Source organism: Microvirga sesbaniae (genome assembly GCF_025460805.1).
Classification (GTDB): Bacteria; Pseudomonadota; Alphaproteobacteria; order Rhizobiales; family Beijerinckiaceae; genus Microvirga; species Microvirga sesbaniae.
Map to the genome: position 1 here is coordinate 98,567 of NZ_JAMXFJ010000018.1, position 19,995 is coordinate 118,561.

Here is a 19,995-nt window from a genome sequence, read left to right on the forward strand (position 1 = left end):
CCAGGGTCAGGTGCACACAGGCATGCCGATCCGTTCGTCGCGCCGCCGCAGCCATGCCATGACTGGGATGCTCAAGAGCACCATCCAGACCTTTCCGATGATCTGCGGCAGCAGAAACTCGAGGCTCCCGAAGGCCAGGAACAGGAATACCGCGCTGTCGACGACCAAGCCGACGAGGCTGCTCGCGACAACCGCCAGGATCAGGCCACGCTGCTGCAACGGCGTGTAGACGCCCAGATCTGCCAACTCGGACAGAAGAAACGCTGCCGTCGAGGCGAGGATGAGCGCCGGAGGTGCAAAGACGACCGAGAGGATGCCTCCCACCCCGATGGCGGCCAGCGCCCAGTACCGACCCAGACGCCGCTGCACGAGGTCGCGCAACACCAGCGCCAGGCCTACCACCAGCACACCGCTGGGGGCAGCCAGGCCAGGGGCTACGGGGATCAGGCAAGGGCCTTCTGGAACGCAGACCGTTCCGACATGGCCGACGAGCCAGTTGGCGGCCGGGATGCAGGCGGTAAAGCCCGCAAGGACCGCCATTCCTTCAATTCTGCGGCGGAGATCAGGGGTCATGTTCGAATCGTCCCAATATTCTGTGATGATCGTCAGCCGAACTTAGGAAGGCTGTTTGGCCTGGTGCTCGCGGCAGGCTTCGATCCAGTAGTCAGGGTCGTCGTACAGAGTAGGATCCGCTACGCCTGCGAGGTGAAAGGCCTCGCGCCGCTCGACACAGGTGCCGCAACGTCCGCAATGCTGCTCACCACCCTGGTAGCAGGACCAGGTCTCGGCAAATGGGACGCCCAGCCTTGCGCCGTCGCGCACGATGTCAGCTTTGCTCCGCCGGACGAAGGGTGCGTAGAGGGCGATGCTCGCCAGCCCTTCCAGCGCGTGGTGCTGCATGGTCTCGAACGCCTCAATGAAGTCGGGACGGCAGTCCGGGTAGATGAAATGATCGCCGCCATGCACGGCAGCCGCCACTGCGTCGGCCTGCTCGGCGGCTGCGACGCCAAAGGCGATCGCCAGCATGATTGCGTTGCGATTGGGCACCACAGTGGCCCGCATGGTGTCTTCGGCATAGTGGCCCTCCGGTACCGCCTTCCCGCCGGTGAGAGCCGATCCGGTCAGGAGACGCCCGACGGCGGATATGTCGATGACGTCGTGGCGCACGCCCAGCCGCACGGCGCAGGCCTGTGCCGAGGCCAGCTCCTTCCTGTGGCGCTGCCCGTAATCGAAGGACACGAGGCGCGTGAGGGTTCGCTCCGCCGCAACCTTGTGCGCGAGCGTGACGGAGTCCAATCCGCCGGAACAGATGACGAGCGTTTTCACCGGAGCTCCTTGTTTTGACCGGGTAGGCTGCGACCGGATCGGCTCACGTGCCGATGAACGTTGAGCGAATGAAAGATCGCCTGGCCTCACCAGGCGCTCACCCCATCCGCGTCACGGCATAAGGACCAATGCGGGTGCACATGTCAACAAGAATAGATTCCGCCACAGTCACCTTAATCGGACAGCGTCTATCGGTTCGGAAAAGCACAGCGGACAGGGCTGAACGACACCGCGGCGCTTCTTGTGAAAGCAGACGACCGACGTTGCAGTCTCACTTGGCGCGCCAATCCGGCGTGCGCTCCCGGCGGGCTTCGGACAGGGCGCGAAGGACGCCTTCGGCATCATGGTCAGTCCCATACACGGGCGTTCCGGGCTGCTGCCGCCAGGACTCGTCGAGTCCTCCGGCATCGACGCCGTCAAACCCGAGTTCGTCGACGAGTTGAAGCACGACGGCCTTGGCCTTGGAATCGTCTCCCGCGACCGGCAGCGCAATACGGCCGGGGGCGCCCCGCGGCTGACCGCGCTCGAGCAGATGTCGGGCATAGATATTGTTGAAAGCCTTGATCACCGGCCGTCCCAATTGCCGCTCGACCCAGCGGCTTTCCGGCATGCCATTCTCGATCTCCTCGATGCGACCATCGCGCTGCTGCGGATAGTAGTTGCCGGTGTCGACGACGACGGCGTCAGGACCGACGCCGTCGAACAACCCCTTCGGCAGATCGGGGATGCTCTTTTCCGGGATCGTGACGACGATGAGATCCTTGTCACGGACGGCCTCCGCGACCGAGACGGCCTTGGCGCCGGTCTCCCGCACCAAGGAGGCGAGCGTCTGAGGTCCGCGGGAGTTCGCCACGGAGACTTCGTGCCCGAGCATGGAGAAGCGACGGGTCAAGTTGCCGCCGATGTTGCCTGCGCCGATGATGCCGATCTTCATGTCTGCCTCCCTTGGACGACGGTTTTCCGACATGTGCGGGGCCGCGCGAAGGCGAACTTGCACCGTCCGGCGAACGTCACGGACCCGATCTAGAGCGAAATCCTACACTGAACATCGTTCTGGACGATAGAACCAACGCTCTGACCCACGTCCAGGAAAACACCACCCTTCGCAAGGTGCGCTGATTCGACGTGAACGGCTCCACGGCCTTGGTTCCCGCATTCAGCTTGCTTTCCGGAAGTGCTTCGACATCCGGAATCCTCAGAACTCCAGGCAGATCTTGCCAAAGTGGGCTCCCGATTCCTCATACCGGAATGCTTCGGCCATGACGGCAAGAGCAAAGCTGCGATCGATGACAGGCCGCAGCTCCGTCGCCTCGATGGCTCTCACGAAGTCCATCTGCTGGCTTCGGTTGCCGACGATGAGGCCGTGGAGCCGCGCTTGCTTTGCCATCAGGGCTCCGGTCGGGACCTCGCCTGCCCGACCAGTCAGCACGCCGATCAGCGAGATGTGTCCGCCGACCCGCACCGCGGCAATCGATTGCCCCAGCGTGCCCGCCCCGCCGACCTCGATCACATGATCCACGCCGCGCCCGCCGGCCCAGTCCCGGGCGCGGACGCCCCAATCCTGGTGCTGGCGGTAGTTGATCGTGTGATCGGCCCCGAGGGCCCGGACACGCTCCAGCTTTTCGTCCGAGGAAGAGGTGGCGACGACGGACGCCCCCATCAGCTTCGCCAGCTGAAGCGCAAAGATCGAGACCCCGCCGGTGCCCAACACCAGCACGACATCACCGGCCTTGAGGCCGCCGTTGACGATGAGAGCCCTCCAGGCGGTCAGCCCCGCTGTGGTGAGCGTCGCCGCTTCGGCGTGGCTAAAGCCTTTCGGTGCTCGGGTGAACCAGGTCGCCGGCCGCACCACCGCCTCCCGCGCATAGCCATCGACTCCATCACCGGGCACCGTCGAGAAATCGCTCACCGCCGGTGGCCCCTCCAGCCAGCCCGGGAAAAAGCAGGAGACGACATGATCGCCCACGGCGAACTCGGTCAGCCCCTCGCCCACCACCTCGACCACCCCGGCGCCGTCCGACATCGGAATACGCCCATCTTCCGTCGGCATCCGTCCGCTCACGACGCCATAATCGTGATAGTTGAGCGAACTTGCGTGAAGCCGAACCCGAATCTCACCTGGCCCGGGGCCGCCTGGTTCCGGCAGGTCGAGGGGTTCGAGCCGATCCAATCCGCCGGGTGAACGCAGCGTCATTCCCTTCATTGGCAGCCTCCATCGCCATTCTGCAACTTGGAGTGATTGGAACGGGCATAGCCGCTGCCTCATGCTCCGGACGGGCAGTCGCGGATATGTTCAACGGCCGCCCCTCAGGAGAGGGTCGCAAGAGCCTCTCGCGTGAAGTCGCGCAATTGCCCACTGCGGTTCTCGCGGATCTTCGTCGGCCATTGTGGATCGGACAGGATCGCCCGGCCAACCGCCACCAGATCGAAGTCGCCGCGCTCGAACCGGCGCAGCAGCTCATCCAGGGAGCTGGGATGCGAACTCTCGCCCTGGAAAGCAGCGATGAACTCGCCCGACAGGCCCACTGATCCGACCGTGATGGTCGCCTTGCCGGTCAGCTTCTTGGCCCAGCCGGCGAAGTTGAGGTCGGAGCCCTCGAACTCCGGCTGCCAGAAGCGCCGCTGCGAGCAATGGAAGATGTCCACCCCGGCCTCTGCGAGTGGGGTGAGCCAAGCCTCCATATCCTCCGGTGTCTTGGCCAGCTTGACGGCGAAGTCCTGCTGCTTCCACTGCGACAGCCGCAGGATCACGACGAAGTCCTCGCCGACAGCCTCACGGACCGCCTTCACCACGTCAACGGCAAAGCGGCTGCGCTCCGGCAGGGTCGCTCCGCCCCATCCATCACTCCGCTTGTTCAGGCCGGCCCAGAGAAACTGATCGATCAGGTAACCATGAGCGCCATGGATTTCGACGGCATCGAAGCCCAACCGCTTGGCATCCCCTGCGGCGCGGCCGAAGGCGGCAACGGTCTCCGCGATATCGGCCTCGCTCATTTCGACACCGGTTCGCTCCCCGGGCATCACGAGCCCGGACGGCCCCTCGAACGGAACCGGAGGCTTCCAACCAGATGCGTGCGGGCGCATGACACCCATGTGCCAGATCTGCGGCGCCATGGCGCCTCCGGCCGCATGGACCTGGTCGATGACTCGCCTCCAGCCCTCCAGGGCCCGTTCCCCATAAAAATGCGGCACGTCGGGGTCGTTCGACGAGGCCGGTCGTTCGATCACCGTGCCCTCGGATACGATCAGCCCGACCTCCCCGGCCCGTCGGCCGTAATAGGCCGCAACGTCCGGTGTCGGGATTCCGTTCGGCGAGAACGACCGCGTCATGGGCGCCATGACGATCCGGTTCTTCAGCTTGAGGGATTTGAGGCTAAACGGTTGGAAGAGCGTTTGCACATCCATGGCAATCATCCAGTTTGCTGGGACAACAGGAACGCATCTGACACCGGGTGCGCTCGTTCAGGCCCCTCGGGTATCTGCCCGCGACAGAACGACTGTCCTCCGGCGTGGCCGGCCAAGTGGACGATCTTGCAAGGATGCATCCCCTTCCGGGTCAGCCCCGCGGCGCCACCCTGCTCGATAAGAACCATCCTATGGCGGCCCCCATCCTGCATCGTCCATCGAGCCTTCAGCGGCCACAGTCTCGTCGAGCTCGGAACGCCATTGGTTGGCGACCAATCGGCGGCCAGTCACCCCGTCGGCCTGGGTCGAGGCGAGCCACAGCAGCGGTGGAACGACGATCTCGGGATCGAGCAGGTGCGCACGCACGGCCTCGGAGACGCCACGGGGGATCATGCCGGTCAGCGTGGCGCCGCCCGGCAGCAGCGCATTGACGGTCACCCCCGTTCCGGCGAGATCCTGCGCCCAGATGAGGGTCTCGGATTCGAGCGCGGCTTTCGACGGACCATAGGGTGAGAAGCCCCGGCGGCGCATCGTCTCCTGGTTCATCGAGATGTTGATGATCCGGCCCCAGCCCGCCTGGAGCATGCTCGGCACGGCAGCTCGGGCCATCAGGAAGGGCCCGTTCACATTCGTATCGATCACCATGCGCCAGGTTTCGGGCGCAACCTCCCAGAACCGGGTCGGCTCCGTGAGGAACGCCTCGCTGACATACTTCATGCCCCGCCCGGCGTTGTTCACGAGAACATCCAGACGACCAAACCGCGCGAGAGCAGCCTCGGCCGTTCGAACACAGTCTTCCTCGCGGGTCACGTCAGCCGTGAGCGGATAGATCCGGTCCCCATAACCCATCCCTCGAGCTTCACCCGCCACCTGCTCAAGCTCCGCTTGCTCGCGCGCGGCGGTCGCAACAACGCTGGCGCCGGCGCGCAGGAGTCCAAGGACCATGGAGCGGCCGAGGCCGCGCCCGCCTCCGGTCACAAGGGCCACCTTGCCGGCCAGCCGCTCGGAGCCTGCGGTCATGAAGCCGATCCCGGCCGTGCGGGTGCCGATGCACGTTGAGCCGAGGCTTGGATCATTGGTCCCCTCTCCCTCCATTCGCCGATCGGTCGGGCCGTTGGCCGCCAACCAGCACGAGCCGGGATTTGTTCCCGAAGAGCCGTCCGTCGCCGCCGTGCTCCTGCTGCTCGATGAATCCTGCCGGAGGGGTTCAGATCCCTGTTCGACCTCTTGGCGCCGCACATGCCGGAAGGGCCCGCCTCGGGTGGTCTTCGCCTCATCGCCCGGTTGAGCGATGCTTCAGGTGAGGGCGTGAGGAGATCCGCCTTCGTAGGCCGCCTCCAGGATCGCGAGATAGTCGCCGGCATTTGCCGGTCGCGGGTTGGTGGCCGAAGAGTGATCCTTGGTCGCGCTCTCGGCAATGCCGGGGAGCGTGACGCGGGGGACGCCCATCGCCGCGAGGCTCGCCGGCATTGCGAGGCGGGCATTGAGATCACGGAAGAAATCGGCGAGATCCGCTCCGGGCTCGATCCCCAGGCGCCGGCGGAGAACGTCGTATTTGGGGCCGCAATTCCTCTCATTGAACGCGATGACAAAAGGCAGCAGGACGGCATTCAGCGTCCCGTGATGCAGTGAGACCTGTTTCAGGCCGCCGAGAGGATGAGAGAGGGCGTGAACGGCGCCGAGGCCCTTCTGGAAGGTCAACCCTCCCTCCAGCGCAGCCATCATCATCTCGTGCCTGGCCGCCGCATCGTCACCGTGGGTCACCGCCCGTTCGATGTTCTTGACGGCGCGCTCGAGGCCATCCAGGGCAATGGCTTCCGCCGGAGGATTGAAGCGCGGGCTCAGGAAGGTCTCGACGCAATGCGTGATGGCGTCCATGCCCGTTGCCGCTGTGAGACCCGGGGGAAGCCCCAATGTCAGCTCGGGATCGCAGATCGCCCGCCGAGGGATGAGATGGGGAGAGATGAATCCGAGCTTGCGCCCATCCTCCAGGGTGATCAGAGCCGCCCGTCCCACCTCGCTGCCGGTGCCCGCCGTGGTCGGGATGGCGATCAAAGGCGCGACCGCTGCCGTGATCTTCGGGATCCCACCGAGAATCGCGGCATAGCCCTCCAGAGGGCCGCCATGGGTGGAAAGCAGCGCGACCCCCTTGGCCAGATCGATCGGCGAGCCGCCGCCGATGGCGATCAATCCATCGCACCCGCCGGAGCGGTAGAGATCGAGCGCAGCGAGAACCGCCCCCTCGGTCGGATTTGTCGGTGTTCCCGTGAAGGCCGGCACGTCGGAGCCGTTCGGAAGCACATTCCTGAGGCGATCAATCAGGCCGGCCCGCTCGAGACCGGCATCGGCGATGATCAGCGGGTTGCTGATATTCAGGTCCCGCAGATCGTCGCCGAGCCCAGCGATGGCCCCGGGCGCAAAGCGAATGGTCGTCAGATAGGTAATCAGTGACATTCCGTTTCTCCTGACCTGGACACGCGCGATGCGCTTGGGTCGCCGATCGTCGCTTCGACAGGAAGCCCGGGCAACCATCGACACGACTGCACGAACCTCGGCGATTTCGGCATCTCAAGCAATGGCCAACCTGTCACCGTCTCCGGGAAACGTCTTCCGCGGCTGTCCTACATTGCCGAGAAACGGCTTGCGGCGGCACAAGCACGTTTCGGGGCTCTCGATTCAACATCCGCCGATGCTCGCATAGCCGGGATCTCACATCGGCGACTCACGATCGACGAGACTTCCGCGTCAAACCTCCGATCGGCCGTCGCCCCGGATAGACCAGGCATTCGACCTCGACGGCGCGGGTGGACCATGCCACAACGCTCGGCGCCGCCCCATTATCGAATGAATTGGTCAATATAGTCAGCTCCCAGGCCATTCGTCGCATAATGATTGCGGCATTTCTCGATCCGAGTGAACACATCGTCGAACCCAGTGGCCTGGCCATCTGGATCGACATAGATCATTGCCCCGTTGACCTGAAAAAGAGTGATCATTTCATCCACATGGGGATCAACGACAAGCGTATGCGTCTCTCCCGGTGCCTCGTAGGCATAGGATCCCTCTTTGGCGATCCAGTCGTGCTCCAGGTAGCGCCATTCTCCCTTCAGCACGAAGGCGTGAACCGGCTGAGGATGCCGATGGCGCGAAAGCACGCCGGACTTCCTCACACGCAACAGGTTCATCCAATAGCCGCGTGATGCAGCGAGCAGCAGGGGTCGGAACCACACGTTCTCCTCGACCGGGACCCATATCCGCTCATCTGTCGGGATGGCGTTCGGAACCACGAGTTCCGGCGGAGAATCCTTCGGCTGGGAATGCTTGTAGGGAATCCATTTGTCGCTGTTTCGAGTGACTTCGGGCTCTGACATTCCATATGCTCCTGCGAGATGCGATATCATCAAACGGTGAGATAGCCGCCGTCGACTGCCAGAATCGCCCCCGTCACGAAGCACGCGGCAGGCGAGCCGAGGAAGACTACGCAACTGGCGACCTCGTCGGGAAGTCCCCATCGGTTCATCGGCGTCCGGGCCAGGATGGCACGGTTGCGCTCCGGATCGGCCTGAAGATCCTTGGTCAGTGGCGTTGCAATCCAACCGGGCGCGACGGCGTTCACCCGAATCCCGTCCGATGCCCAGGCAGCAGCCAAGCTTTTCGTCAGCTGGCCGATTCCACCCTTCGAGGCACTGTAGGCGGGCACTCTCGCTCCTCCGAAGAAGCTGAGCATGGACGCGACATTGACGACGGCTCCCCTGCTGTGGCGCAGCTTTGCTCTCGCGGCCGAACAGACGCGCATCGCCCCATTCAGGTTGATATCGACGACGTCTGCGAAGACATCCGGGTCGTGTTCGATGTCACGGCGGATCACCCCGGCCGCGTTCACCAGCACATGCAGATGCTCCATCCGCTCGAGCAGGTCTATGATCGCGGGACCGTTCCGCACGTCGAGAACCTCGAACACCAGACCGGCATTCTGGGCATCATCCGAAGCCCGGTCGCGCTCGGATGGGGTCGCTCCGGTCGCGACGACCTCGGCCCCGAGGTTCCGGAAGGCCCTCGCGCAAGCAAGCCCGATCCCACTCGTTCCTCCCGTGACCAGGACGGTCCGGCCTTCATAGAGCCGAGGTGCGAACGTATCCATTGTCATCACAGCCTCCGCTGTCGAAAGAGAATCCGCCAGAACAGGCTGACGGGGTGGGAGGTCTCGTCGTCGGGCATCACACGGCCGTTGGGCAGGTCGTCCCCGACGTGGCGGCGCCCGGCCCGAAAGTATGCAGGACCTTCTGCCCAGAAGCATCCCTCGTCGGAATTCTCAAGCCGGGAGGTCGGATCAACGAGCCGTCGGAAGCGCTCATCCAGCGTCACAGGCGCATGGCCGGCCATCGTCGCCATCCGCTTGCAAACGGCCTCACGACACGCCGTCGTGGCCAGGACAGGCATCCGACCCGGCGCCGCGCGACCCGGCGTGAAAGACCGGCAACGCTCATGTACGGGCAGATCCGTTCTGGGCGTTGCGCCACGCGATATATTCCTCCTGCACCTCTTCCGTCAGCGGATAATATTTCTGCAGATCGCCACCCTGCGAGAGGCGATAGCGGGCGAACTCCTCCCATTCAGCATGTTCGCTCGCCACCTCGATGAGTTTCGGCGCAAGCGCGACCGGAACGACCACGACACCGTCGTCATCGGCAACGACGATATCTCCCGGCATGACCAGAACGTTGCCGCAGGCGATCGGAACATTGACCGCGAATGGGATCAGGTTCGTCTGGGCATGATAATTCGGCGTCACGCCTTTCACCCAGATTCCAAGATCCAGTTCCTTGGCCTTGGCCGAGTCCCGGATGCAGCCGTCGACCACCACGCCGGCCCCGCCTCTGCCGGCGAAGAAGGTCAGCATCATTTCCCCGAAAATGCCGCTGGCCATATCCCCGCGCGCGTCGACGATCACCATGTCACCCGCTCGGGCCGGATAGAGCACGTGCCTGTGCAGCTGCAGCTCGGGATTTTCGTATTCGTTGGTACCGTAGAGGTCCTCGCGCTTGGGCATGCACTGCAAGGTCAGCGCAGGTCCGGCGACTGACCTCCCCTGCTTGAGCGGCAGGGGACCACGGATCTGCGGGTCGCGAATGCCCATGAGGCTGAGCTCGCTACTCGCAGTGGCCGTTCCGATCTGCGCCAGCGCGTCCGAGAGTTCGCGCGGAGGCCGCGCGATGTCTTTGATCTGAGGGATAGGTTGCACTCTGAAATCCTCATGTTGAGAGGGGATTGACAATGAGCTCATGGCCGTTCATGAGGCCCGCCTTCCCGCCAAACGCGCGGTCCGCTAGGCGGCTTGCCTGTCGAAGAACATGGATTCGTTCGAGACGTGGCGCGAAGGCAACGCGCCCCACGGCAGCGGCAGGATCCCGCCACGGAACAGTGCCGCGACCTTCTGCACGTTGCTGATGGATGCTCCATCCATGATGTCCTTTCTCGACCTGGCTGGAGGTCAGTCGTCCCACCGCGGCGACTTGGCCGGATTGATCCGCCGTTCGCCGCGGTTGAGAGCCCGGATAAGCCCCATCTCTTCGTCGGAGAGGCGCACTTCGAGGGATCGCATGTTCTCACGCAGGTTGACGGCATTGGACGAGGCCGGAATGACGGCATGGCCTTCCTCCATCAGGAAAGCGAGGGCGACCGCAGCCGCAGTCACCCCATGACGCTCTCCAATGCCGGCCAGGACGGGATCGGATCCTACATCCCCTTGTGCGAGAGGCTGGTATGCCGTGAGAGGAAGGCCGATCGAGCGCGCATAGTTCGAGAGCCGCGGCGCCTGAAGATAAGGATGAATTTCCACCTGGTTGGTGACAACTGCCCCGTCTCCGAGAAGTGCCCGTGTCTGTTCCAGCATCGCGATCGGAAAGTTCGAGACGCCGATGAAGCGGGAATGGCCGAGATCCTGTGCCCGCTTGAGCTCCGTCATGTAGTCTTCGAAGGGCACCGCATTGTTCTGGGATGGCCAGTGGATGAGGAGCAGATCGACATGGCCGAGTCCGAGGGCCTCCAGGCTCGCTTCGACACTCGGCATGAAGCTCGCCCTGTCGAGCTTCGTATCGGCGACCTTCGTCGTGATGAAGACCTCCTCCTTGGGAAGTCCGGACCGGCGAAGGGCTTCACCGACAGGTCGCTCGGTATCGTAGCTCTGGGCCGTGTCGATATGCCTGTAGCCGATCTCGAGGGCCGCCAGGATGCTTGCCATCCCGGCATCTCCGGTTCTCCCGTATGTGCCGAGACCAATGGCCGGGATCATGTTGGCGATGCTTGTCATGGATGGCTCCTCAGCCTTTGGTGGCGCCGGCGGTCAGGCCGCCTACGAACAGGCGCTGCATGGACAGGAACAAGAGTGCGATCGGCAGGGTCATGATCACGGATGCCGCCATGACCGCACCCCAATCCGTGTTGAACTCCGTCGAGAACTCCGCCAGCCCGATAGGAAGCGTCTTGACCGATGAATCGCTGGCGAAGCACAGCGCGAAGATGAACTCGTTCCAGGTTGTCACGAAGGAGTACACCACCACGGCCACGATCCCGGGCTTCGAGAGGGGAAGCGTGATCCGGAACAGTACGCCCACGCGGGAGGCGCCGTCGATGATCGCTGCCTCGTCGAGCTCGACCGGAATCGCCTTGAAGTAGCTGGTCAGCATCCACACCGAGAGGGGCAGCGTGATGATCATGTAGACCAGGATCAGCCCGAAATAGGTGTTCACCAATCCCAGCACGCGCAGCGTCACGAACAGCGGCACGATGATAGCCGCTGTGGGCAGCAGCTGACCCACAAGCACGAAGGCCTGGAAGAGCGGCTTGCCCTTGAAGTTGAACCGCGCGAAGCCATAGGACGCGAACACAGCCAAGCACAGCGCCAGCCCGGTCGCTCCGACCGAGATGATCACGCTGTTGAGGAAATAGCGGGGAATGTTCGATTCGAAGAGAACCTTGTGGTAGTTGCCCCAGGTGGGCGCCGCCGGCCACCAGATCGGTGGAACGGTATAGAGCTCGCGCAGGGTCTTTATTGACGAGAGACTCATCCACCAGAAGGGAAAGAGGCATATCGCCACCAGCAGAACGCAGCCGATGACGATGAACGGCGTGCCAAGACCGGTGCGATCCGACCTGCCGGCCGGCTTGGCGGATGCCAGGGTGTTTTCCGCCGCGGCGGCCTGCTTGGGGGGCAGCACGTGAGCATTCGTGGTCATCGCGCCTCTCCCGGAGCTGCGGCAAGTGCCTTGATGTAGAAAAACACGATCAGGATCGCGACGGCGAAGAACATCACGGACAACGCCGCGGCCTGGTTGAACTGCACGTTCTCGAAGGCGATGCGGAAGATCTGAATCGGCGTGATCAAGGTGCTGTTGGCCGGACCGCCCCGCGTGATGGCATAGATGATGGTGATGGAGTTGAGACCCCAGATGACCAGAAGCAGGGTCACGGCGACCAGGACCGGCCGCACCTGCGGCAGCATGATGTGGCGCACCTCCTCCCAAAAGTTGGCGCCGTCGACCCGAGCGGCTTCATAGAGCTCCTTGGGAATGGATTGCAGGCCGGCCAGCACCATCACGGCGACGAAGGGAAAAAGCTTCCAGACATTGATAGCGATGAGCACCGGCATGACGGTGTCGCGGTTGGTGAGCCAGCCGATGGGCTGCTCGATCAGACCGGGCGCGGTCATCATGTAGTTGATGATGCCGAACTCGGTGTGGAACATCCACGCAAATGTGGTGGCCGCAACGATGCTGGGGATGACCCAGGGAATGAGCGCTATGGAGCGCACGACGGAGCGGCCAGGAAAGCTCTGATTGAGCAGGATCGCGGTTGCGGTCCCGAGCAGGACTTGAAAGACGATGGAGCCGCCGACCCAATACAGAGTGTTCCAGAAAGCCTGGGGCGTCGCGCGGGAGCGGAGCACGGTGGCGAAATTCTTGACCCCGACGAAATTGGATTGGCTGTCAGTGACGCTGAGCAGACCCGTGTAGGCAACTGGATAAGCAATCAGCATCGCCAGGACCACCAACGCAGGCAGAATGAACCAGTAGCCTGTCGATTGACGAGACATGAGACCGTCCTCGAATGGAAGGGGGCTTCAGCGGCACGCGCCGCTGAAGCCTGGAACTCGGGCTCGCGAGACCTACTCGTCGAGCAGGGACTGGATATCGTCGGCCGCGTTGTCCATGGCCTCCTGCGGCTCTTCCTTGCCGAGCATGATGGCCTGGACGCCGTTGAAGTAGGCCTGGGTGATCTGGACCCAGTTCTTGTGGCTCGGGGCAGGCCGTCCATATGGCAGCATTGCCTTGTAGCCTGCCAGAATCGGTTCATCGAAACGAGGAAGCTTCATCGACGAGACGCGCGCCGGGAACGTATCGGTGAAGTAGCCCTGGTTCTCCGCCATGTTCAGGAACTGGATGAACTTCTTGGCCTCTGCCGGATTCTTCGCACTCTTCGGGACGATGAAGCTCCAGCCCCCCAGAATGGCCGCGGTATTCTTACCCTGCGGATGGGGAATTTGCATCACGCCGATGTCGATCTTCGGATTTTCCTTCCGGATCGAAGCCAGGTCGAACTGACCCGCCTGGTACATCGATACCTTTTCGGCGATGAACAGGCGCCGGTTGGCAATGCCGTCATTCTCCAGCGTCGATGTCGGAGAAATCTTCTTCTTGTAGAAGTCCGTATAGAACTTCACCGCTTCCACAGCCTCGGGCTTGTTGACGAGAGCCGTCTTGGCATCCTTCGAGATGATGTCTCCGCCGTTCATCCAGATGAAGGGCAGCGACCGGAAGATCGTGTTGCCCACCTCACCGCCACCCGTGATCGCGAAGCCGAACCGTCCTTCGCGGGTCAGAGTGGTGGCGGATTTCACGAACTCGTCCCAGGTCTGTGGCGGCTTCTCAGGATCGAGCCCTGCCTCCTTGAAATGGCCTTTGTTGTAAATCACCGCAAGGGTTTCGATGCGGTACGGGATCGCCCAGAGCTTCCCATTCCAGGTGACGTAGTCGAGCGCGGCGGGAACATAGTCACCTCGGTCCTGCAGCGTATCGTCGAGGGGAATGACGAGGTTGTTCTGGGCATAGCCGTTCACCCATCCGTGCTGCACCTCGATGACATCCGGCGCAGCACCGGATTGCAACGTGGTCAGGACGCGCTGCGGCAAGCCATCGGACGTCGTCACCTCGATCTTGATCTTGGTGTCCGGGTTCGCCTTCATGAATTTGTCGGCCAAGTCGCGGGCCCGTGCCTCGCCCCAATTGGGCGTCCACCAAACCACGTCACCGGCAAGGCAGCTCCCGGCCGACAGCGCCAGCATGGAGACGGCCAGGAAACCAACGGACACTTTTGATGTCTTCATCTTCTCTCCTCCCTGAAGGAACCGGCCTTGCATCATTGCGCGGATGCGCGCCGGGCAACCCAGCTGATTGGCTTCTCTATTGGTTCATATTTGAACAAGGCCAATTCAAATTAACTAAAGTTATGGTCCAAGTGAGATGGATGTCAACCGTTTATCCTGCGCGACTTCATCGCCGGGGCATTCGCGTTCGCGATTACTTCCGATCACCATGATCCCGGCTTTTCCGGCTCTGACCCGGTGAGTAGGCGCGGCCCTCCGCCCGCCCGTCATCGAACGTATCGACGATCTGTCCTTTGCACAGGGTCAGCGTGCACGCGAGGGTGGCTGGCGCTTCCCTGCCGACGCCGAGCGAGTCATGGAGCTGAACGGGATCATGGCGGACGTGGAATACGGCCAGATCCGCCTCCCCTCCAAGCTCGGCCCGGCCGAGATCCGGCCGCCCGAGAACGTCGGCTGGAGAGCACGTCGTCAGCCTGATCACTTGCTCCAGGGAGAAGCCGAGCGACATGAATTTGGCCATCACGTGCGGAAGGTCCTTGACGACGCCGTCGATGTTGTGCGCGTGAATATCGGTGCTGATCGCATCGGGGAGCAGGCCCTGTTCGATGGCAGCCCGTGCAACCTCGAATGAGAAGCTCGCTCCGCCGTGCCCCACATCCATCTTGACGCCGCGGGAGAGCGCCTCGCGCACCGACGGCCGCAGGCGCATGCGCTCGTCGAGGACGCATCCACCGACGGACGGATTGTAGATATGGGTCAGAATATCGCCGGCCTTGAGATACGGAAGGACTTCGTCGATCGTCGGCGGAGCGGCCCCGATATGGATCATCAGCGGCACCTCGAGGATGTCCGCGGCCTCCCGCGCGAGCGGCAGCACGACAGGGCCGTTTGCGCCACAGGCGTTGTTGCTGGCTCGCAATTTGACGCCCGCGATGACGGATCCGTATTCCGCCTTGACGCGCCGCAGCTCGCGAAGGTCCGCGAACCGCCAATCGAACAGCTCGCCGACGTCGATGCTCAGGTTCCCGGCCGGAGTGAGTCCGATATAGGAAAGGTTGATGAAGGGAATGATCCGCAGCCGGCTCGGCTTGATCACATGGTGAAAGAAGCCTTCGAAGGTTGCCGCCCCGCTGGAGCCGCAGTCGACCCACGTTGTCACGCCGCTCCGCGGGCCGACCTTGTCGGCGTTCACACCGAGCAGAGTGCCGCCCCAATAGGCATGGGTGTGCATATCGACCAGGCCCGGCACGACGAGAGCACCGGTCGCGTCGATCACGTGGTAACCGTCAGGGTGGATCTGGGGGGCAAGGCCTACGATCTTGCCATCCGCTATTGCGACATCCAGGATCCCGTCGCGCCCGGAAGAGGGATCGAGAAGGCGTCCGTTCCTTATGAGCAACCTCCGACTCATCGCGGCCCTCGGAAGCTTACCGTTCCATCGACAGCCCAGACCTCTTGGAAGCTCCCAGTCTCAGAACGTCTTCTCGCCGGTGGCTATTCCGCGGGTGTTGATGGTTCCATCGAACAGCGGCACATCGTGGTCTTCATAGGGAAACCGCGCGCACGCCTCCTCTATCAGCTCGACGCCAAGGCCCGGAGCCGTGGGCGCGAGGATATGTCCCGACTCGAACCGCAGGGTCTCGCGCACCAACTCCTTACGCCATGGAACATCGACGGAAACCGTCTCGAAGACCGAGAAGTTCGGGATGGCGACAGACATGTGGAGCGTCATGGCATTCATCACGGGCCCCACGGGATTATGCGGCGCGACCGGGATCAGATGGCTATGCGCCAGATGCGCGAGCCGTTTCGTCTCGCCGAGACCGCCCGCATGGGAGACATCCGGCTGAAGGATGTCGACGGCCTTCTTGTTCAGGGCTTCGATGAAGCGGGAGGGCTCGAACCAGCGCTCGCCGGCTGCGATCGGAACCGGACTGCTGGCACGGACTTCCGCCAGCGCGTCGATGCTTTCAGGGGGCGTCGGCTCCTCGATCCAAGTCAGGTCGTAACGCTCGAGAGCCTTGCACATGGCGATGGCCGTGGGGACATTCAGCCGCCCATGAACGTCGAGCATGAGGTTGACATCGGGGCCAACGGCATCGCGCACCGCCTCCACGATCTCGATCGTCGTGCGGCGCTGCCGCCGGTCCATCTCCAGATCGGCAGCCCCGAAGGGGTCCCACTTCAGGGCCCGATATCCCATGGCGACGGCCTTGCGGGCATTGGCTGCATATTGCTCCGGGGTCTCGGATCCGAAGAACCAATGGTTCGCATAGCAGGCCACCCGATCGCGGAACTTGCCCCCAAGAAGCTCGAAGACCGGTACGCCGAGGGCTTTTCCCTTGATATCCAGCAGAGCCGCCTCGATCGCCCCCAGAGCCGTGCGGAAGACCGCGCCTGTGCGCCAGTAGCTGTCACGGTGGAGTTGCTCGACGATAGCATCCACCGCAAACGGGTCGCGCCCCACGAGCACGCGTTCCAGCTCCTCCAGAGCGGCGACGACGGTCTTGGTCTTCCACTCTAATGTGGCCTCCCCGATCCCCTCGATGCCTTCGTCGGTATAGAGCTTGACGAACACGAAGTTCGTGCGCGAGACATTGGCGACGAACACCTTCTGTGCCACGATTTTCATTCGGTTTCCTCCAGCACGGCCCTTGGCGCGGCTCTTGAAGCAAGGCGGGCTTCATACGCTTTGGCTCAGGTCGGCCGGAGGCCGATCAGCATTTTATCGTTCTCGGCGTCTTACGCGCTCACAGGGTGGAGTTCGCCGATGGATGACGCGGACCTTGACCGGATCAGGCCCCCTTGAGCCGCGCGATGGCTGCCGCCTGCATGCTGTCAGGAGCCATCTGCATGAGCTCGATCCGATGTCCATCGGGATCCTCGATCCAGGCCTGCCAATTGCCGTCCGCTCCCAGCGTCTTGGGACGGATCAGCGGAACCCCGCTGGCCTCCAGCTCGCTCAGAGCCTGATCGATATCGGGAACGGACAGGCACATGTGGTTGTAGCCGACAGCTTCCCGTTCCGCCGCCCGTTCTCCCTCCCCTTCGGGGAAGACCTCGAGGAATTGATCGTCCGTGATCCTGAGATAGACGAGCCAGAGCCGTCCATCCCGGTCAAGCCGCATCATTTCCGAGAAGCCGAGCTTGTTCGTGTAGAAATCGAGGGTCCGCGCGGCATCCTTCACCCGGATGGCCACATGAGCGATCGACGAAACCGTCAGCATGGCAGCATCATCCCGGCCACCGCGCCCCATGGACTGAGTTCAGAACGACTGCGGTGCTCCATCTTCGTCTCCTCCCGCGGCCTGTTGAAAGCGGCCTCTTATTCAAATATGAATTTTGACAGTTCAAATATGTATGGTACTGGTCGACTAAGACTTGTCAATAGCGGACTTGGACGATGATGGACGAGATGACGCAGGACGTAGAAAACAAACATACGATCCCTGCGATCGATCGGATGATGCAGGTCCTGGAAGCGCTTGAGCACAACAACGGCGCCGGCCTGACCATCCGAGAACTGGCCGACCTCCTCGATCTGCCGCGGACCGCCGTCTACCGGATTCTCAATACATTGCAGCGACACGATATGGTGTATCGCGACAAGGCGGGGGCTTACAGCCTCGGGGGTCGGCTTCTGGCTTTGGCCTCTCACGTCGCATCCCGCGCGAACGACTTCGATATCGCGGCGTTCAGCCAGCCCTTCCTGGAAAAGCTCTCAGCCGACCTCGGCGAAGGCGTCAAGCTCAGCGTCATCGATGATGAGGGCATCATCGTCGTGGCCGCTGCGCAAGGGCGGCGGGAATACGCCCTGACGGTCAAGCCCGGCCAGCGCATGCCGATCCATGCGAGCGCCGCGAGCAAGCTGCTGCTGTCGTACATGGAGCCGGAGAGGCTGAACCAATGGCTCGCCGAACCTCTCCCAGCCTACACCGGTAAGACGATCACCGATCCGAAGCGCCTGCGCGCCGAGTTCACGCGGATCAGGAGGCTCGGCTGGGCCCAGGACAAGGGAGAGAGCGCGCCGAGCATCTGCGCCTTCGCGGCTCCTGTCTTCTTCAAGGAAGGCAAGCTTGCCGCGGCTGTGAGCGTGCCGTTCCTGGCCGGTGCCGAGCCAAGCCGAATGGAGGAAATCCGCATCGCCGCCATCGAGACCGCTCGTGCCATGACGAATGCGATGCCAGCCTAGAGCATCGGACGTGGAAAGTGGACCCAGGTTTGGGTCCGATGCTCCACTCTTTGAAGAGAGCATCGTTCGGGGCAGATCCAGCCGCCCGGAGAAGTAGATGAAAATCGTCGATCTCAAATGCGCCATCATCGGCAAGAGCCCTGTCGTTCGGATCGTCACGGACCAAGGTGTCTCGGGCTATGCCCAGGCAGAGACATGGAAGCATTACCTGAAGCCGCACATCCTCGCTCTGCGCGAGGCGCTGGTCGGTGAAGATCCCACTCTCGTCGAGCGGGTCATGCTCAAGATCAGGCAGCGCGGAGGGTTCAAGCCATGGGGAGCGGCGGTCAGCGCCGTCGAGATGGCACTGTGGGATTTGGCGGGCAAGGCCGCAGGCCTGCCCGTTCACAAGCTGCTCGGCGGCAAGGTCCGCGACAAGGTGCGGGTCTACAACGGCTCCATCCGCTTCCCTCTCGCGGGCCACAGGCCGGAAGATTACGCCGACGACATGCGCAGGATGATGGCGCTCCCCGAGGGGTTCACCATCTTCAAGCAGCCCATCGGCTTTCACTCCCCGATGAAGCGGGAGGTGCCGAACTTCTATTACGGCGAGCCGAATGCCAGCCCATTCCATGGCGCTCTCGACCGTGGCCCTGTGACGGAGAAAGGACTCCGTCACCTTGTGGACTGCGTCGCCGCCATGAAGGAGGTGGCGGGAAGCACCGTGGGCTTGGCGCTCGATTGCGGCCCCGGCTGGATGCTTGGCGACGCCATTCGACTTTCCCGCATGCTCGAGCCATTCAACCTCCTGTGGATCGAGGACGTGCTGTCGGGCGATTATACGCCCTGGGTGAATGCGGGCGTCTATCGTGAGCTGACCCGCGCCTCCGTCACCCCGATCCACACAGGGGAGCAGATCTACCTGCGGCAGAACTTCAAGGAACTCATCGAGACCCATGCGGTGCATGTGATCGGTCCGGATCCCGCCGATGTCGGGGGCATTGCCGAGCTGAAATGGATCGCTGAATTCGCCGACCTGCATGGCATCACGATCGCCCCTCATGGCACCGCGAACGGCCTGCTCGGTCTCGCGGCCCTGATCCAGGTGAGCGCCACGCTTCCCGGCAACTTCATTGCCTTTGAGTACACAACCGCGGATCCGCCATGGTGGAGCGAGATCGTGGAAGGGCTCCCCAGCCCTATCGTCCGAAACGGCATGATCGACGTTCCCGATCGGCCGGGCATGGGAGTCGAGCTCATCCCTGATCGGGCGAAGGAATACCTGACCGAAGACGACCGCGACTTTTTCTCATGAGCGTCTCAACGGCCATGGTGTCGCGGCACTTGAAGCCGAACCGCAACGAGGCTGGAGGCCCGATCCTGTGATGCGTCTATGGTCGCAATCCGAACGACAGGCGCTTGCCGGTCTGCTCGTCGAAGAGGTGGACGAGCCTGGGATCGGGGGTGACGCGGATCTGCTGGCCGGGCTGCGCGTCGACGCGCTCGCGGAACACGCCCACCACGTCGGCGCCGCCGAACTTGGCGAAGACCTGGGTCTCCGAGCCGGTCGGCTCGACCACCGCCACCTCGGCCGGCAGCCCGTTGGCATCGTCCAGGATGAAGTGCTCGGGCCGGATGCCGTAGATGATCGGCTGCCCGTCCGAGGCCGCCGGCGCGTTGGCCACCGGCAGGGTGATGCCGGTGCCGGTCA

The 19,995-nt window shown here is 63.1% G+C and carries 21 protein-coding genes; 2 read left to right on the forward strand and 19 right to left on the reverse strand.

The genetic code is table 11. The features are described 5' to 3' along the window. Positions 1 to 6: 6 nt before the first annotated feature. The 18 genes from OCW50_RS21930 to OCW50_RS22015 form a co-directional block, all read right to left on the reverse strand. Entirely contained in the window at positions 7 to 540 is a 534-nt protein-coding gene (locus tag OCW50_RS21930; RefSeq protein ID WP_262298944.1) for a VUT family protein, read from the reverse strand. 75 nt (positions 541 to 615) lie between these two features. Beyond that, positions 616 to 1,326: a 7-cyano-7-deazaguanine synthase QueC gene (gene queC / locus OCW50_RS21935; protein WP_262298945.1), complete on the reverse strand. Its 711-nt coding sequence runs from the start codon at positions 1,324 to 1,326 to the stop codon at positions 616 to 618. 271 nt (positions 1,327 to 1,597) lie between these two features. After that, positions 1,598 to 2,293 (reverse strand): NADPH-dependent F420 reductase, encoded by a 696-nt coding sequence (locus tag OCW50_RS21940; RefSeq protein WP_262298946.1) that lies wholly within the window; start codon positions 2,291 to 2,293, stop codon positions 1,598 to 1,600. A 228-nt stretch (positions 2,294 to 2,521) separates the two neighbouring features. Continuing rightward, positions 2,522 to 3,529, reverse strand: a complete 1,008-nt coding sequence (locus tag OCW50_RS21945) for a zinc-dependent alcohol dehydrogenase family protein (RefSeq protein WP_262298947.1) — start codon at positions 3,527 to 3,529, stop codon at positions 2,522 to 2,524. Positions 3,530 to 3,633: 104 nt separating this feature from the next. Continuing rightward, positions 3,634 to 4,740 (reverse strand): NADH:flavin oxidoreductase, encoded by a 1,107-nt coding sequence (locus tag OCW50_RS21950; protein ID WP_373371491.1) that lies wholly within the window; start codon positions 4,738 to 4,740, stop codon positions 3,634 to 3,636. 180 nt (positions 4,741 to 4,920) lie between these two features. Next, positions 4,921 to 5,751, reverse strand: a complete 831-nt coding sequence (locus tag OCW50_RS21955; protein WP_262298949.1) for an SDR family NAD(P)-dependent oxidoreductase — start codon at positions 5,749 to 5,751, stop codon at positions 4,921 to 4,923. 276 nt (positions 5,752 to 6,027) lie between these two features. Continuing rightward, on the reverse strand, positions 6,028 to 7,185 hold the full coding sequence (gbd, locus tag OCW50_RS21960) for a 4-hydroxybutyrate dehydrogenase (protein WP_262272345.1): 1,158 nt from the start codon (positions 7,183 to 7,185) through the stop codon (positions 6,028 to 6,030). A 383-nt stretch (positions 7,186 to 7,568) separates the two neighbouring features. Next, positions 7,569 to 8,102 carry a 2,4'-dihydroxyacetophenone dioxygenase family protein gene (locus OCW50_RS21965; protein WP_262298950.1) on the reverse strand — a complete coding sequence of 178 codons (534 nt, stop codon included), beginning with the start codon at positions 8,100 to 8,102 and terminating at the stop codon, positions 7,569 to 7,571. Positions 8,103 to 8,131: 29 nt separating this feature from the next. Then, on the reverse strand, positions 8,132 to 8,878 hold the full coding sequence (locus tag OCW50_RS21970) for an SDR family NAD(P)-dependent oxidoreductase (protein WP_262272343.1): 747 nt from the start codon (positions 8,876 to 8,878) through the stop codon (positions 8,132 to 8,134). Between the two features lie 336 nt (positions 8,879 to 9,214). Further along, positions 9,215 to 9,964: an RraA family protein gene (locus tag OCW50_RS21975; RefSeq protein ID WP_262272357.1), complete on the reverse strand. Its 750-nt coding sequence runs from the start codon at positions 9,962 to 9,964 to the stop codon at positions 9,215 to 9,217. A gap of 93 nt (positions 9,965 to 10,057) precedes the next feature. After that, positions 10,058 to 10,195 (reverse strand): hypothetical protein, encoded by a 138-nt coding sequence (locus tag OCW50_RS21980; RefSeq protein WP_262298951.1) that lies wholly within the window; start codon positions 10,193 to 10,195, stop codon positions 10,058 to 10,060. A 27-nt stretch (positions 10,196 to 10,222) separates the two neighbouring features. Beyond that, positions 10,223 to 11,041 carry an aldo/keto reductase gene (locus OCW50_RS21985; protein ID WP_262298952.1) on the reverse strand — a complete coding sequence of 273 codons (819 nt, stop codon included), beginning with the start codon at positions 11,039 to 11,041 and terminating at the stop codon, positions 10,223 to 10,225. Between the two features lie 10 nt (positions 11,042 to 11,051). Beyond that, positions 11,052 to 11,966: a carbohydrate ABC transporter permease gene (locus tag OCW50_RS21990; protein ID WP_262298953.1), complete on the reverse strand. Its 915-nt coding sequence runs from the start codon at positions 11,964 to 11,966 to the stop codon at positions 11,052 to 11,054. Then, positions 11,963 to 12,823, reverse strand: a complete 861-nt coding sequence (locus tag OCW50_RS21995) for a carbohydrate ABC transporter permease (protein ID WP_262298954.1) — start codon at positions 12,821 to 12,823, stop codon at positions 11,963 to 11,965. The genes OCW50_RS21990 and OCW50_RS21995 overlap by 4 nt, the downstream gene beginning before the upstream one ends. Positions 12,824 to 12,895: 72 nt before the next feature. Next, positions 12,896 to 14,113 carry an ABC transporter substrate-binding protein gene (locus OCW50_RS22000; RefSeq protein ID WP_262298955.1) on the reverse strand — a complete coding sequence of 406 codons (1,218 nt, stop codon included), beginning with the start codon at positions 14,111 to 14,113 and terminating at the stop codon, positions 12,896 to 12,898. Positions 14,114 to 14,306: 193 nt separating this feature from the next. Continuing rightward, the gene (locus OCW50_RS22005) at positions 14,307 to 15,512 is read right to left on the reverse strand and encodes an amidohydrolase/deacetylase family metallohydrolase (RefSeq protein WP_262298956.1); all 1,206 of its coding nucleotides are present in this window, start codon (positions 15,510 to 15,512) and stop codon (positions 14,307 to 14,309) included. Positions 15,513 to 15,584: 72 nt separating this feature from the next. After that, positions 15,585 to 16,745: a mandelate racemase/muconate lactonizing enzyme family protein gene (locus OCW50_RS22010; RefSeq protein ID WP_262298957.1), complete on the reverse strand. Its 1,161-nt coding sequence runs from the start codon at positions 16,743 to 16,745 to the stop codon at positions 15,585 to 15,587. Between the two features lie 163 nt (positions 16,746 to 16,908). Beyond that, positions 16,909 to 17,340 (reverse strand): VOC family protein, encoded by a 432-nt coding sequence (locus OCW50_RS22015; protein WP_262298958.1) that lies wholly within the window; start codon positions 17,338 to 17,340, stop codon positions 16,909 to 16,911. A gap of 188 nt (positions 17,341 to 17,528) precedes the next feature. On the opposite strand from OCW50_RS22015, the gene OCW50_RS22020 reads away from it, so the two are divergent. Further along, the gene (locus OCW50_RS22020; protein ID WP_262298959.1) at positions 17,529 to 18,305 is read left to right on the forward strand and encodes an IclR family transcriptional regulator; all 777 of its coding nucleotides are present in this window, start codon (positions 17,529 to 17,531) and stop codon (positions 18,303 to 18,305) included. A 97-nt stretch (positions 18,306 to 18,402) separates the two neighbouring features. After that, entirely contained in the window at positions 18,403 to 19,599 is a 1,197-nt protein-coding gene (locus tag OCW50_RS22025) for a mandelate racemase/muconate lactonizing enzyme family protein (RefSeq protein ID WP_262298960.1), read from the forward strand. Between the two features lie 76 nt (positions 19,600 to 19,675). On the opposite strand, the gene OCW50_RS22030 is transcribed toward OCW50_RS22025, so the two are convergent. After that, positions 19,676 to 19,995 (reverse strand): TOBE domain-containing protein (locus OCW50_RS22030; RefSeq protein WP_262298961.1); only part of this gene is annotated, 320 nt, incomplete at its 5' end.

Coding starts and splice junctions, on each gene's coding strand:
- OCW50_RS21980 (WP_262298951.1), bottom strand. CDS start 10,195: ATGGATGGAGCATCCATCAGCAACGTGCAGAAGGTCGCGGCACTGTTC.
- OCW50_RS21955 (WP_262298949.1), bottom strand. CDS start 5,751: ATGACCGCAGGCTCCGAGCGGCTGGCCGGCAAGGTGGCCCTTGTGACC.
- OCW50_RS21965 (WP_262298950.1), bottom strand. CDS start 8,102: ATGTCAGAGCCCGAAGTCACTCGAAACAGCGACAAATGGATTCCCTAC.
- OCW50_RS21985 (WP_262298952.1), bottom strand. CDS start 11,041: ATGACAAGCATCGCCAACATGATCCCGGCCATTGGTCTCGGCACATAC.
- OCW50_RS22000 (WP_262298955.1), bottom strand. CDS start 14,113: ATGAAGACATCAAAAGTGTCCGTTGGTTTCCTGGCCGTCTCCATGCTG.
- OCW50_RS21970 (WP_262272343.1), bottom strand. CDS start 8,878: ATGACAATGGATACGTTCGCACCTCGGCTCTATGAAGGCCGGACCGTC.
- OCW50_RS21990 (WP_262298953.1), bottom strand. CDS start 11,966: ATGACCACGAATGCTCACGTGCTGCCCCCCAAGCAGGCCGCCGCGGCG.
- OCW50_RS21940 (WP_262298946.1), bottom strand. CDS start 2,293: ATGTCGGAAAACCGTCGTCCAAGGGAGGCAGACATGAAGATCGGCATC.
- OCW50_RS22010 (WP_262298957.1), bottom strand. CDS start 16,745: ATGAAAATCGTGGCACAGAAGGTGTTCGTCGCCAATGTCTCGCGCACG.
- OCW50_RS22025 (WP_262298960.1), top strand. CDS start 18,403: ATGAAAATCGTCGATCTCAAATGCGCCATCATCGGCAAGAGCCCTGTC.
- OCW50_RS21950 (WP_373371491.1), bottom strand. CDS start 4,740: ATGATTGCCATGGATGTGCAAACGCTCTTCCAACCGTTTAGCCTCAAA.
- OCW50_RS21995 (WP_262298954.1), bottom strand. CDS start 12,823: ATGTCTCGTCAATCGACAGGCTACTGGTTCATTCTGCCTGCGTTGGTG.
- OCW50_RS22020 (WP_262298959.1), top strand. CDS start 17,529: ATGACGCAGGACGTAGAAAACAAACATACGATCCCTGCGATCGATCGG.
- OCW50_RS21945 (WP_262298947.1), bottom strand. CDS start 3,529: ATGAAGGGAATGACGCTGCGTTCACCCGGCGGATTGGATCGGCTCGAA.
- OCW50_RS21930 (WP_262298944.1), bottom strand. CDS start 540: ATGGCGGTCCTTGCGGGCTTTACCGCCTGCATCCCGGCCGCCAACTGG.
- gbd (WP_262272345.1), bottom strand. CDS start 7,185: ATGTCACTGATTACCTATCTGACGACCATTCGCTTTGCGCCCGGGGCC.
- OCW50_RS22015 (WP_262298958.1), bottom strand. CDS start 17,340: ATGCTGACGGTTTCGTCGATCGCTCATGTGGCCATCCGGGTGAAGGAT.